The following is a 12,731-nucleotide window of genomic DNA, read 5'->3' as shown; positions in this document are numbered from 1 at the left end:
TCTGCGGGTACCTGCCGGCGAAGAATTTTGCGAACCCACGCGCGCATCGGGTACGATGGCTAGCATGCAGCGGCCGGTGTTTTCCACTAGCCCCTGCGCATACCGCCGGGCTTACGGCCCCCGGTTCCTTGCCCTCGGCGACACGCATTCGGTATGCTCCGCGTCCCGGTGCAATGAACTTGCGACGTCGGCGCAATGAATCGAGAAGGTGCAACGTCCGGCGACTCGGGCGGCTGTCCGGCGCCTGGTTCGGCCTTCTTGAGGGCAACGCGAGCGGTTTGCATACACAGCGCAATTCGCAGGGCCGGTGTGACATCGGTGGTTGACCGCAGTCGCCGCACCGGCCGGATACCGGAAACGAGATGAGCGCGGAGCGACCGGCGATCGCCGGCGGAACGCCCGTTCGCACGACGTTCTTGCCGCTGTCGCGCCCGGTGCTGGGCGCGGCCGAGGAGGCCGCCGTCATCGACGTACTGCGCTCGGGTTGGCTGGGAACCGGCCCGCGCACGGCGGAGTTCGAGAACCGCTTCGCCGCGACCATCGGGGCCGAGCGCGCCGTTGCGGTGGCGTCGTGCACTGCCGGGTTGCACTTGACTCTGCGGGCTTTCGCGCTCGGACCCGGTGACGATGTCATCACGTCACCGATGACCTTCGCCGCAACCGCGAACGCAATCCTGCACGCCGGAGCGCGGCCGGTGCTTGCCGATGTCCTCCCCGACCGCCTGACGCTCGACCCCGTTGCCGTCGCGGCGGCCTGGACAGCGCGCACGCGTGCCGTAGTTGCGGTGCACTATGCCGGGTGGCCGTGCACGATGCCTCCGTTGCTGGCGTTGGCCCGGGCGCAAGGCGCGTTCGCGATCGAAGATGCGGCACACGCGCTTGGCGCCACTCTCGACGGGCGCGCCGTCGGAACGCTTGGCGACGCCGCGGTCTTCAGCTTCTATCCGACGAAGAGCATCACCACCGGCGAGGGCGGCATGATCGCCACCGAGCGCGCCGCCCTGGTCGCGCGGCTGCGGCGGGAACGCCTGCACGGTATCGACCTCGATGCGAGCCAACGCCGGGGGACGAACTTCGCCCACTGGGAAGCCGTCTCGCTCGGTTGGAAGTACAACCTGACGGACTTGCAGGCGGCGATCGGTCTTGCCCAGCTCGAGCGTTTGCCGGTACTGCTGGCGCGCCGCCGGGCGCTCGATGCGCGATACCGGGAACGCCTGGCACTGGTCCCCGCCGTTCGACCGGTCGTCGGCCCCGGCGGCGCCGAGACCGCCGCGCACCTGTTCCCGGTATTGCTCGATCTCGAGCGACTGCGCATCGATCGGGACGAAGTGCTGCGCGGATTACTGGCCGAAAATATCGGCGTCGGCGTGCACTTCCGTGCTCTGCCCCTGCACCGGCATTTCCGCGCGGTGCTGGGTACGCCGCCGGAGGCAGTGCCCGTGGCGGCCGATGCGTCGCGACGGTTGCTGTCGTTGCCGCTGCATCCGGCCATGACCGACGCCGACCAGGACGACGTCATCGAGGCGCTTCTGCGTCTGGTCCAACACTTCAGCGCCTGATGCACCGATCGATGCACACGCCGACGGGAAACCCGCCGCCGCAACGCCTTGCGGTCCGGGCCGGCCCCTGGCTGGTACTGGCGCTGCTTGCGGCGTACTGCCTGCCGTTGTTCGTCCCGCCGCCGGGCCAACCGATCGTTCCCATCGCCCCGGGTGCGACGCTGCTGGACCGGCTCTTCCCGGGCGTGCCCGGGTGGTGGGTCGTCGGGCGGCTCGGCTGCCTCGCGGCCGCCGGCTTGCTGCTGCTCGGGCTGGTTCCGCCATCGGCAAACCCACTGTGCGACGAGCGTCTGCGGATGGTGACGCCCGCCGATCGTGCGGCGACCTGGCGCGTACGGGTGGCCCTCGCGGTCGCCGGCCTGCTGGCAGTCGCGGGTCTGTGGGCGGACAGGTTCGGCCGTGCGGGACAGCTCCTTTACGTGGCGGGTCTTGCGGTGCCACCCCTCGTGCTGGTCACCCGGCCGCGGCCGCGCCGCCTGCGGACGGCCGGCAGTGTGGCCGTCGCCGCGTTGGTGGCTGTCGGTTGGCTCGCCGTGCGCGGGCCGTCGATGTGGCGGTCGCCGGACGCCGCCGACCTCGCCGACACCTGGGTGGGGATCCGGTTCCTCTCTCAGGTAACGCAGCCCGATTACAACCTCCTCACCGATCGAGTAATGACGGGCGCCGGGGCGTATCACTTCATCTTGCAAGGGGCGCCGCTGTTACGCACGGTGGGGATCGATCTCGCCGGCCGCGTCGCTCAGGCGGCCCACCTGATCTGGTTCCCGGTGTGCGGGTTGCTCGTCGGATGGATCGCGGGCCGTCTTTTCGGCCTCGGCGCCGCCGCCGTCGCGGCCGCGGCATTGTTGTTCTCGCCTTACGTGCTGGCTCTGGTCCTGACGCCGCTGCCCTTCTTCTTCTTCCCGCTGGTCGTCGCCGGGCTGATCGGCCTCTTCGCGGCGGTCCGCCTGCGGCAGTCCGCAGCGGCTTTGGTCGGCCTTGGCGGGCTCGCCGGCATCGGGGTGACCCTGCACACGGCAAACCTGGTTGCGCTCGCAGTGATGGTTGCCGGGCTGATGTGTTGCCGTGCGTGGCCGCGCCCGCAGCGGCTCCAGGTCGTGCTCACCGCGATACTCCTGTTCTTTGCCGGCGCAGTCACGGGCCGCACCGACTTCGGCAACCTGCGGTCGGTAGCTGCCACGTACTCGCAAGGCCGGGCCCAGTGGGCCGGGCACGAAACGGCGGCCTTCGGCCAGATCTCGCCGCGACGGTCCGAGTACGTGGTGGAAGCCGCCAGCCCCCGACCGTGGGACATCGTACTTGCCGCCGCGCTGTCCCCCGTAGCGGTGGCTCGCACCCCGCTGCGGAAGATCGGCGACGCGCTTTTCGATCCCGTCGGCACGGCCCTCGCCGTGGTCGGTGCCGTCATGGCCCTCGGCGCTCTCACCCGCGGGTGGCCGGCACGCCTGCTCCTGGGCACGTTGGTTCTGGGCGCCGGGCCCGCGGTTCTGTCGAGTCAGGATCGGATCTCCGTGATACGACTGGTGGCGATGACCGTGCCGATGGCGTTGCTGGCGGGGGTCGGATGGACGACGTTGCAACGCTGGCTCCGTCTTCAGGGGTGGACCGCGACGGTCGCCGCCGCCCTCGCCGCCCTGGGAGTCGCGGCTGGCGGGAGCTTCGTTTTCGACCGCGTCGTCCCCCACACCTTACCGGCGTCGTGGGTGAGTGTTTCTCTACGGGCATTGGGGGCGGCCGCCGTACCGGGTGGCGTGCTCTTCCTCGACCATCCGAATCCGCGCGGCTTTCCGTACTGGTACCTGAACGAGTTTGCCGCGGACCTCGTGCGGCACCCGGTGTCGGTGCGGCCGTTCGACGGAAGTCCGCCGCGGCAGGCGGGAGCGAATGGGGGCGAGGCCGAACTGATTGTCTGGAACCCGGCCCTCGAAGAAGACGCGCTCGTCCGGCAAGCGATATGTCGCGAGTGGCCGGCGGCCGCAGTGTACGTGCTCACGGACCGGGCGGGGTTCTCACGCGCGTTCGTGGCGCGTCCCACCGGTCCCGGGTGGGTTCCGGCGCTGCCCGATCGGGAATGGGTCGAGGTGGGATGCCGCGCGCGGCTCGAGACGGAAGCGACCTGGGCGGGGGCAGTGCTGGCCGAGGCGCGAGAGCTCGAAACGCGCGGGGAGCCCGACGCAGCCCGGAAGGAGTTGCGCACGGCGGTGCGGCGGAACTTCGCGCAAACGGCGCTCTTCGAGGCAACGGCGCGAGCCCTGCTCGACGGCCGGGCGCCGGGACTGACCGAGGAGGCGGTGCACTGGGCGGAGCGGGCCTGCCAGACCACCCGGTTCGCGGATCCGGGCACACTCGCCACTCTGGCGGCGGCGTACGCGGCGGACCGTCGCTGGAGCGCCGCGGCCGAGGCTGCGCAGCGCGGCAAGGCAGCCGCACTTGCGCGGGGAGATGCGGCGCTCGCCGAGGTACTGGGTGAAACCGCCGCGCGCTATCTGGCCGCAGCGGAATCGGCACGCGATGACTCTTGAGACAACCCCTGCCATCTCGGTCGTCGTCGCGGTTTACGACGACGTCCATACGGTCAAGGAGTTGGCTGACCGCACGAGCGCGGCGTTAGCGGCGCGCGGCGAGACTTTCGAGCTGATCTTCGTCGACGACGGCAGCCGTGACGGAACGGTCGCGCTGTTGCGCGCCATCGAGGCGCAAGACGCGCGGGTGCGCGTCTTCGAGCTCACCCGCAACTTCGGGCAGGCCGCCGCTCTAGCCTGCGGGCTCTTTGCCGCGATCGGGGCGGTGACAGTGACCCTCGACGGCGATCTGCAGAATCCACCCGAAGAGATCCCGCGCCTGCTCGACGCCATCGAGGCGGGCGCGGCCGTTGCCACCGCGCGGCGCGGCAGTCGGTACGAGGGCCTCCTCCGCTGGCTCGGTTCGCGGGCGATCCATTGGCTCGCGTGCCGACTGACGGGAGTCGAGATCGAGGACTACGGCGGTAACTTCAAAGCCTACCGTCGCGATGCGCTGGAGACGACGCGGCGCGCCTGGGCGCCCGGTAAGCCCTTTTTCCCGCTGGCGCTCTGGCTGGGGCACTCGGTAACCGAGGTGACTGTCCGGCACGAACCCCGCCGCTTCGGCACGTCGAAGTACTCGCTGCTCAAGCTGCTGCGCATCAACTTCGACCTCATCACCGCGTTCACCACCCTGCCCCTCGCTCTCATGGGCGCGGCGGGGGCCCTCTGCACTGTGGCCGGCGTGGCGATGCTGATCCTGTGGGCCATCCTGGATGGCGCGGGCTGGGTCATCCCCGCCGCCGCCCTCACGCTGGTGCTGACCGGTGCCGTGTTCTTCGCGGGCGGCATGCTGGGCCTGTACCTGGGTCGCGTGTATCGCCTCGTCGCCGGCGCCGAACCCGCGTACGTCGTGCGGCAGGGACCGCGAAACGGCAGCACCCGGGCCCGGGCCGGCGAGTCACCCCGAGACTCTTAACCAGTCTCCGTGCCGGCGGCGGCCTGGTCGAGCCGGCGACTGAACGTCGAGGTGACTCGTAAGCACCGGAACCCGAGTTTGACGCAGACGTTGACGCTACCCAGATTGGTCACCTGGGTGTCGGTCTCGGCGAACTGGGCGCCGAGCGGCTTGCGCACGATGAGTTCGCGATGAATGGCGGTGAACAGGCCGCGATACTTCGGCAGCGTCGCGGCGAGACCGCGACCGCACACGCGAACCCCTCCGTGCGCGGAAACGTCTGCCAAAAGCAGCATGGAGCCGAACGCCACGATCTTGCTCCCGTCGCGCACCACACAAACCGCGTCGGCCCAATCGCCGCACATGGCGCGCTCGGCCCAGACCCCGTACACGCCGGCGGCGCGGTCGCGCGGCAGCGTGTGGTCGAACACCAACGGGCCGCGCTCGAAGGCCTGCGCGGTCCACTCCACCACCTGACGCCAGGATTCCCGGTCGAGCCGTCGCAGGGCGGGCTTGTCCAGGATTTCGACCGTCAGGCCCGGAGCCAGATTGTCCGCCGGCGCGGGACCGTCGAGAGAACTCATCCACGACACCTGCGTGTCGACGTGAAACGCCCCCAGCTCCTGCAGGACCCATGACGCGGCGCTGTCGTTCGCCGAGGCTCTGGAGCTGACGTGCCGGTACCCGCGCCCACGCAAGCTGTCGAATGCCGCGGCGTACAGCTCGCGCAGCACGGTCCGGCGTGCAACGCAGTCATTGACGGCGATGGGTTGGTCGATGCGCGCCATGCGTAAGCCGAAGTGATCCGACTCGAAGGGCCGATGTTCGATGCGCACCGCCCCGAGAGGGCGGTCGCCTGCATAGGCGGCCAGCACCTCGATGCGCTCGCCGGCGGCAAGCCAACGCCCGCGATGCAGTTCGACGATGGCGCCCGGGCGCGCCGCGATCGGAGCGAAGTTGGCGTAAGGCAGCTCCGTTTCCGCGGGCAAGAGCCGGTTCAGGACCTCGTCCAAGGCCGTCCCGTCGACAAGGGCGACAGATATGTTCATGGTCGCACGCGCCACCAGCGGCGAGGTTGCCAGAGATCCACGATCCCCAGCGTACTCCGAATCGACACCTCGCCGGAAGAGTTTGTTCCCCGCCCGAGAAAGTGCCAGCATCGCCTCATCGTGGCATCGAGCTTCGTTTCCAACGCACCGGCCGGCGCCGGCGCCGCCCCGCGGCAGACGCGGACGGTCTGTCCGGTCTGCGTTCGCCCGCTCGACGGAACGATACGGGAAGTGGACGGCAAGGCGTTGCTGTGCCGGACCTGTCCGGAACACGGTCCGCGGGATTTCCTGCTTTCGGCCAACGGCCCCCTGTACCGCGATCTGGAGCGCTTCTTCTTCGAGGTGCTCGGCAACGGCCGGGCGCCGAGCGGGCGGATCACGAACTACTGGGTGTTGTCGACGCCGCGCTGCCAGATGAACTGCGCGTTCTGTCAGACCGAAGTCGAGTCGCCATGGTTCGAGACCATGTCGCTCGACGATTTGCGCGGCATTCTGCGGCGCTTCGGGAAGGACAAGCTGACCCTGTCGGGCGGGGAGGCCACCCTGCATCCCAACGCCGAGGACTTCTTCCGCGAGGCCCACGCGCTCGGTCTGACAACGCAGTTGGCAACCAACGGCATACAGTTCGCCCGCCGCGACTATTGCGATCGCATGGCGGCGGCGAAGTTGAACGAGGTCCGGGTGTCGATCGAGTCGCTTGGCTCCGACTCGACGCTGGGCGCATACGACGACGCGTTCTATTCGTTGAAGTTGAAAGCCTTGCAGAATCTCGGCGAACTGGGAATCGCCACCGTCCTTTCGCCGACGATTTTTCGCGGCGTCAACGAGGACCTGCTGGTCGAGGCGATCGAGTTCGCCCGGGACAAGCCGTTCGTAAGGGAGCTATCGGTCAACGGCTTCGCGTGGGTCGGCGAGGGGCGGGGGATGGACTCGTCGATGATGATCATGCCCGACGAGATGATGGACGTACTGCACCGGCGCTACGGGTCGGGCGACCGCGGGGACTGGTTCGAGCTGCAAAAGATGATGCTGGCAGCGCTCAACCTTATGGGCGTGCGACTTTGCCTGTACACGCAGATCATGATCTTCGTGCGCCGCCGCGGCAGCCTGGCGCCGATTACCCACTACCTGAACATGCGGCGCTTCGGCGCGGCGTTGCGCGTCTGGGAGCGCTTCGCGCGCTCGCCGTTTGCGGTTCGCGCGTTCACTTTCATGGCCGCCTGCGCGGTATCGCTGCGGCCGCGCTCGATCGGGCTGCTGCCCCCGCTGCTGAAGCTGGCGGCCGCCACCTTCTTTGCCATCAAGATCGACCGCTACCCGGCCGCCTTGCTTCCCGTGGTGCTCAACACCAACTGCACCACCCTCAGCGCCGACGACACGGTATCGCTGCAGTGCATGAGCGGCGTGCTCTTCCGGCGCCAGGGCGCGATCCGTAAAGACGTGAGCGCCGAGCTGCTGCTCCGGAAAGAGCGCCAACGCGGCAAGCGCGAGGAAGCGTGAGAACCGCCGGCCGCCCGGTCACGGTCCCGGAACGATCTTGAACACCTCGCCGCCCTGGTCGGTGATGTAGATCTCGCCGCGCGCGTCCTCGCCGAATGAGGTGATGGCGTCGATGCTCACGCCCCCGGACTCCAGCTCCGCCGTTCGGTCCTGCAAGTTGGTGGCGACGCCGCCGGACATGGTCAACGTGCGCACAAACTCGGTGCAGTAGTCGGCGTAGAAGTAGGTTCCGGCGAGGTCGGGCATCTTACATCCGCGGTAGACGTAGCCACCGGTCACCGAACATCCTTGCCCGTGATCGTACTCGAGAACGGGCATGGTCAGACCGGTCTGCGTGCACGCGCTCGGCGGCTCGAAGCAGTGCAAACCTTCCATCACGTCCCATCCGTAGTTTTCGCCGCCCGTGCTGCTCCCCGGGCGCCAGTCGATCTCTTCCCAGCTCCCCTGACCGACGTCGCCGATATACAGGTCGCCGTTGAGGCGATCGAAGCTGAACCGCCATGGGTTGCGCAGCCCGTACGCCCAGATCTCGTCCAGTCCGGGCACGGCGCCGAAGAAGGGGTTGGTCGGTGGGCTGACGTAGGTGGTGCCGTTGTCGACGTCGATGCGCAGCAGCTTCCCGAGATGCGAGTCGATGTTCTCGGCGTTGTCCATTGGATCGCCGCCGCTGCCGCCGTCGCCGGTGCCGATGTACAGAAACCCGTCCGGACCGAACGACACCTGACCGCCGTTGTGGTTGTCGAAGGGCTGATCGATCTGCAGCAGGATTTCCTGACTGCCGGCGTCGGCAATGTCGGGGTTGGCCGAGACGCGGTACTCGGCCACGACGGTGTCGCCATCGGTGTCCGTGTAATTGACGAAGAAGCGTCCGTTGTCGGCGTAGCTCGGGTGGAAAGCCAGTCCCAGTAGGCCTTGCTCGCCGCCTCCGGAAATCAGGGCGGCGAGATCGAGAAACGCGGTCGGGAGCAACGTACCGAACTTGAGGATGCGTATTCGGCCGGTCTTCTCGACGATGAACACTCGCGTCGTGTCGCGCGGCGGCGCGACCACGAACACCGGTTGGGACAGTCCGGTGGCAACCCGTTCCGCACGGATGGACGTGCCGGTTACCGGTACGATGCCGGCGCAGACGTCCGTACAGGCCCCGCCCTCGAGTTGGCAGATTGCGGAGCAGCCGTCGCCGCCGATCACATTGGCGTCGTCACACTGCTCGGGCGGTTCGGTGACGCCGTTGCCGCACGACGTCGTCGTGCACAGGTAGCCGAAGCCCGTCCCGGTCATTGCGGCATAGGGCAGGCCCGCGGCGAGAATCGCCTGGCGGGCGGTGCAGGTCAGCCGTTCGACCGTGCCGGAAGCGCACAGGGACGTTACCAGTTCGGCGCGCCGCTCCATGCCGCGGTTGCGCCTTGTGCAGGAACGCCCCGCCGGCACGTCCTTGGTCAGGCAGGTCCGGGCGGCGCCGATGATCGACACCAGAAACGACGCGCCCGCCCGTTCGCAGGTTTCGGCGGCCCCGGCGGGGAGTACGGGCAAGGCAATGCCGAGAGCAACCAGGACGAGGGCGAGTGCCGGACGACGCATCGAGAGTACCTCCGGTAGGGATGCCGGCACCCTACCAACACCGCCGGCGAGACCCAAGGATTTTCTCGCGCCGCGCGTTCGCCATGCGCGGTGTCGCAGCCGGCGCCGCGGCAGGGTGCATAGCGCAAATCGCGGGAGTTAGCCGCGAATTTGACGGTTGCGGCGGAATCGGCGGGGACGGTGCGGCGGGCGGGGGCCGGGAAGCGGACGAGGAGCCGTCGGCTTGGTCCCCGGCACAGGCATGTCGGTTGCTCCTTGCCCGCGCTGATGACGGCGCGCGTGCTCATGGTCCTCGCGGTGGTCTGGCTCGGCGCCAGCTTTCCGCCCGCGGCACAAGCGGTCCTGCGAGTGGTGGCGACGACGGGCGACGACGGCAACGTCGGCAGTGAGCGCGCGCCGTTTCGCACCGTAGCTGCGGGCGTGCGCGCGGCCCTGCCGGGCGACGATGTCGTTGTGCTGCCCGGCGTCTATCGCGAAGCGGTCGCGGTTGCCGTGGCGGGCGCGCCGGGGGTGCCGATCGTCATCCGAGGCCTTCCCGGCGCCGTGCTGGAAAGTCCGAACCCGGGGGCGAGTCTGTCGGCGTTCGATGTCCTTCCCGGTGCGGCCCACGTGCGCATCGAGGGATTTACGCTGCGCGCCGGCTTCGCCGAGACGGTGTTCGTGCGCCCCGGGGCCCGCGAGATCGAACTGGCCGGGCTCCACCTGTACGACAATCACGCCGGCATCTGGGTTGCCGGCGCCACCGACGTTACGGTGCGCGACTGCGTGATCGAGCGCCTGGCGCGCACGGGCGTGCGCATCTTCGCCGGAGCGCAGCGGGTGCGCGTGGCCGACACGCGCTCTGCCGGCAACGACGACGGCGGCGGCTGCTCCGGAGATGCCGACGGCTTCAGTGCCGACGAGTCGACGGCCGACGTCCTGTTCGAACGCTGCGAGGCAGTCGGGAATTCCGAAGACGGCTTCGACCTGCAGACCGCGTCGGTGACGCTGCTCGCGAGCCGGGCACGCGACAACGGGTGCTCGGGAGTGAAGCTCGCCGCCGGAGGCGTGGTCGAGAACCTGGTGGTCGAAAGGCAGCGCACGGGAATCAATATCGGCGGTGCCGGCGCCGCGGCGACCATTCTGAACGGTACGCTGGTCGACAACGACACCGGCATTCGCGCCACCGGCGGGGCGTACACGCTGACGGTGCGCAACTCGGTGGTCACCGGACCCGCAAAGGCGTTGGTCGCCGACGCCAGCGTGCGTCTGATCGAGAGTCACAACATCTTCCACAGGCCCCTGGCCAGGGAGCGACTCATCGAGCTCACCCGCGTTGGCGGGTCGGCGTTGTATTCGGGGAACGACGTGAACGACGGCCGGTGGCAGCAGGAGACCGGTCAGGGGGATGGCACCTTCGCCATCGATCCGTTGCTGGAGGCGACGACGGGTGTGCCGGGCGCCGGCAGCGCGGCGATCGACAGTGCCGACTCCAGGGGATCGCCGCCCGCCGATGTGCGTGGCGTGGCGCGGCCGCTGGGCGGGGGCGTGGACCGGGGGGCCTTCGAGGTGGTGCCGGTCGCGGTACGGCTGGCCGACGCGCGCGCCGTCGGGCGTCCGGACGTCTCCGGTATCGGCCGGCTGACGGTGGTTGGCGAGATCTCATTACCGGTGGGGACCGATCTCGATCCACGGCGGGACTCGTTGACCCTCGACCTGCGGGGTGTGGGCGGGTGTGTCGTGCACGTCACCGCAACGCCGGTTGTCGACGGTTCGCGGCGGGCGATCTACGAGGACGACGACGGCCGCCGGGTGCGCCTGCGCTGGACGACACTGGGCGGGGGGCGGTTGCGTTTCTGGTTGACCGCGACGGCGGCCGACCTGTGGGCGTTGCGCGACGAACCGGGACGGCTCGCGGTCGACGTGGGCACGTTACACGTCGAGGGCGAAGTGGCCGTACGCATGCCGCGTTGATCGACGATTCCCGAGCCTCCTTCCCCACAGCCGACGAAGGCGCGATTGCGGCCTTCGTCGTGCAGCGGATGACGGCTTGCGCGGCGGGTCGCGTTGACCTGCCGCAGGGCAGGGTGTAGACGCCTGCTCACCCATGGATTGGTGGATCTGGATACTGGCCGGGCTGGTTCTGATGGGCCTCGAGCTGCTCACCCCCGGCGGCTTCTTCGTGGTGTTCTTCGGTGTCGGTGCCGTTGCGGTCGGGGTGCTGGTGGCCCTCGGCGCGGGCGGGCCGCTCTGGGCGCAGTGCCTGTGGTTCTCCGCACTGTCGGTTTCTTCTCTGGTGTTCTTACGGAGCCGCTTGCGGCAGTTACTGCAGGGAGCGCAGGGCCACGGGGTGGGCGTGGAAACCCTCGTCGGCGAGGTCGCGGTGCTGGCCGACGACCTCGATCCGGGTGCGGTGGGCAAAGCCGAGCTGCGCGGTACCACGTGGACCGTGCGCAATGCCGGCACCGGGCCGCTACACCGCGGGCAACGCTGCCGGGTGCGGCGCGTCGATGGTTTGATGCTGTGGGTCGGTGCCGAATGAGATGCGCTGTCGGCGGGCGTAACGCGAGAGGAGGGAGCAAGGGATGACCGGAGCACTGTTCGTCGCGGTTTTCCTGGCGGTGCTGGTGATCGTCGTGCTGGCGAAGACCGCCGTCGTAGTACCGCAGCAAAGCGCCTTCGTGGTCGAGCGTCTCGGCAGGTACCAGAAGACGCTGGGCGCCGGCTTCCACATCCTGGTGCCGTTCGTGGATGTGATTCGCTATCGCCACGGGCTCAAGGAAACTGCCGTCGATATTCCCGAACAGGTCTGCATTACGCGCGACAACGTGCAGGTGCACGTCGACGGTGTGCTGTATTTGCAGGTCCTGAACCCCGAACGCGCTTCTTACGGCGTGGCCGACTACCTGTTCGCCATTTCCCAGCTTGCGCAGACGACGCTGCGTAGCGAGGTCGGCCGCATCGAGCTCGACCGCACGTTCGAAGAGCGCTCCCACATCAATACCCAGGTGGTCAACGAACTCGACAAGGCATCCGAGCCGTGGGGCATCAAGGTGTTGCGCTACGAGATCAAGAACATCACGCCCCCGCGGGACGTGCTGGCGGCGATGGAGAAGCAGATGCGGGCCGAGCGCGAAAAGCGGGCCACCATCCTGACCTCAGAGGGGGAACGCGACGCGGCGATCAACGTCGCCGAAGGCGATAAGCAGCAGGTCATCAAGGCGTCGGAGGCGAAGAAGCAACAGCAAATCAACGAGGCCGAAGGGGCGGCGGCGGCGATCCGCGCCGTGGCGACGGCGACGGCCGATGGCATCCGCGCTGTGGCCGACGTGATCCGACTACCCGGCGGATTCGAGGCCGTGCAGTTGCGCGTGGCCGAACAGTACATCTCCCGCTTCGGCGAACTGGCAAGGACGACCAACACCCTCATCCTGCCCGCCAACGTGGCTGACGTTGCCTCGATGATCGGTACGGCAATGACCGTGGCCAAAGCCACGCAGAAGCGAGACGCGTCGGAGACAGCCACCGCCATCCCCGCCGGAGGAGACCGCTGACCCCCAGGCAGCCGCGCCCCCATTTGCAGTTCTCTCCGCCCGTTTGCTAG

9 protein-coding genes are annotated in these 12,731 nt (G+C 68.7%); 7 read left to right on the top strand and 2 right to left on the bottom strand.

The annotated features are described in order from the left end of the window. Positions 1-362: 362 nt before the first annotated feature. Genes L6Q96_07275 through L6Q96_07265 form a run of 3 tightly spaced genes read left to right on the top strand, consistent with a single transcriptional unit; the run spans position 363 to position 5,039 of the window. The gene (locus tag L6Q96_07275; GenBank protein MCK6554372.1) at positions 363-1,559 is read left to right on the top strand and encodes a DegT/DnrJ/EryC1/StrS aminotransferase family protein; all 1,197 of its coding nucleotides are present in this window, start codon (positions 363-365) and stop codon (positions 1,557-1,559) included. Between the two features lie 11 nt (positions 1,560-1,570). Further along, positions 1,571-4,081: a hypothetical protein gene (locus L6Q96_07270; protein MCK6554371.1), complete on the top strand. Its 2,511-nt coding sequence runs from the start codon at positions 1,571-1,573 to the stop codon at positions 4,079-4,081. Then, positions 4,071-5,039 (top strand): glycosyltransferase family 2 protein, encoded by a 969-nt coding sequence (locus L6Q96_07265; GenBank protein MCK6554370.1) that lies wholly within the window; start codon positions 4,071-4,073, stop codon positions 5,037-5,039. The genes L6Q96_07270 and L6Q96_07265 overlap by 11 nt, the downstream gene beginning before the upstream one ends. Here L6Q96_07265 and L6Q96_07260 read toward each other — a convergent pair. Further along, positions 5,036-6,067: a hypothetical protein gene (locus L6Q96_07260; GenBank protein MCK6554369.1), complete on the bottom strand. Its 1,032-nt coding sequence runs from the start codon at positions 6,065-6,067 to the stop codon at positions 5,036-5,038. The genes L6Q96_07265 and L6Q96_07260 overlap by 4 nt on opposite strands. Before the next feature lie 120 nt (positions 6,068-6,187). Here L6Q96_07260 and L6Q96_07255 point away from each other — a divergent pair, with 120 nt between their 5' ends. After that, positions 6,188-7,567, top strand: a complete 1,380-nt coding sequence (locus L6Q96_07255) for a radical SAM protein (GenBank protein ID MCK6554368.1) — start codon at positions 6,188-6,190, stop codon at positions 7,565-7,567. An 18-nt stretch (positions 7,568-7,585) separates the two neighbouring features. Here L6Q96_07255 and L6Q96_07250 read toward each other — a convergent pair whose 3' ends face one another. Further along, on the bottom strand, positions 7,586-9,148 hold the full coding sequence (locus L6Q96_07250; protein MCK6554367.1) for a PQQ-dependent sugar dehydrogenase: 1,563 nt from the start codon (positions 9,146-9,148) through the stop codon (positions 7,586-7,588). A 255-nt stretch (positions 9,149-9,403) separates the two neighbouring features. Here L6Q96_07250 and L6Q96_07245 point away from each other — a divergent pair, with 255 nt between their 5' ends. From L6Q96_07245 to L6Q96_07235, 3 genes are all read left to right on the top strand, one after another. Next, the gene (locus tag L6Q96_07245; protein ID MCK6554366.1) at positions 9,404-11,101 is read left to right on the top strand and encodes a right-handed parallel beta-helix repeat-containing protein; all 1,698 of its coding nucleotides are present in this window, start codon (positions 9,404-9,406) and stop codon (positions 11,099-11,101) included. A 133-nt stretch (positions 11,102-11,234) separates the two neighbouring features. Beyond that, on the top strand, positions 11,235-11,669 hold the full coding sequence (locus L6Q96_07240) for an NfeD family protein (protein MCK6554365.1): 435 nt from the start codon (positions 11,235-11,237) through the stop codon (positions 11,667-11,669). Positions 11,670-11,712: 43 nt separating this feature from the next. Beyond that, positions 11,713-12,681, top strand: a complete 969-nt coding sequence (locus tag L6Q96_07235) for a paraslipin (protein MCK6554364.1) — start codon at positions 11,713-11,715, stop codon at positions 12,679-12,681. Positions 12,682-12,731: the final 50 nt, after the last annotated feature.

The organism is Candidatus Binatia bacterium, from assembly GCA_023150935.1.
Classification (GTDB): Bacteria; Desulfobacterota; Binatia; order HRBIN30; family HRBIN30; genus JAKLJW01.
Note: the sequence above shows the minus strand (reverse complement) of the source record. Positions and strands in the feature narration are given on the sequence as shown.

Excerpts from the sequence above, each read along its gene's own strand:
- L6Q96_07275 (MCK6554372.1), top strand. The coding sequence starts at position 363 with ATGAGCGCGGAGCGACCGGCGATCGCCGGCGGAACGCCCGTTCGCACG.
- L6Q96_07270 (MCK6554371.1), top strand. The coding sequence starts at position 1,571 with ATGCACACGCCGACGGGAAACCCGCCGCCGCAACGCCTTGCGGTCCGG.
- L6Q96_07265 (MCK6554370.1), top strand. The coding sequence starts at position 4,071 with ATGACTCTTGAGACAACCCCTGCCATCTCGGTCGTCGTCGCGGTTTAC.
- L6Q96_07260 (MCK6554369.1), bottom strand. The coding sequence starts at position 6,067 with ATGAACATATCTGTCGCCCTTGTCGACGGGACGGCCTTGGACGAGGTC.
- L6Q96_07250 (MCK6554367.1), bottom strand. The coding sequence starts at position 9,148 with ATGCGTCGTCCGGCACTCGCCCTCGTCCTGGTTGCTCTCGGCATTGCC.
- L6Q96_07240 (MCK6554365.1), top strand. The coding sequence starts at position 11,235 with ATGGATTGGTGGATCTGGATACTGGCCGGGCTGGTTCTGATGGGCCTC.
- L6Q96_07235 (MCK6554364.1), top strand. The coding sequence starts at position 11,713 with ATGACCGGAGCACTGTTCGTCGCGGTTTTCCTGGCGGTGCTGGTGATC.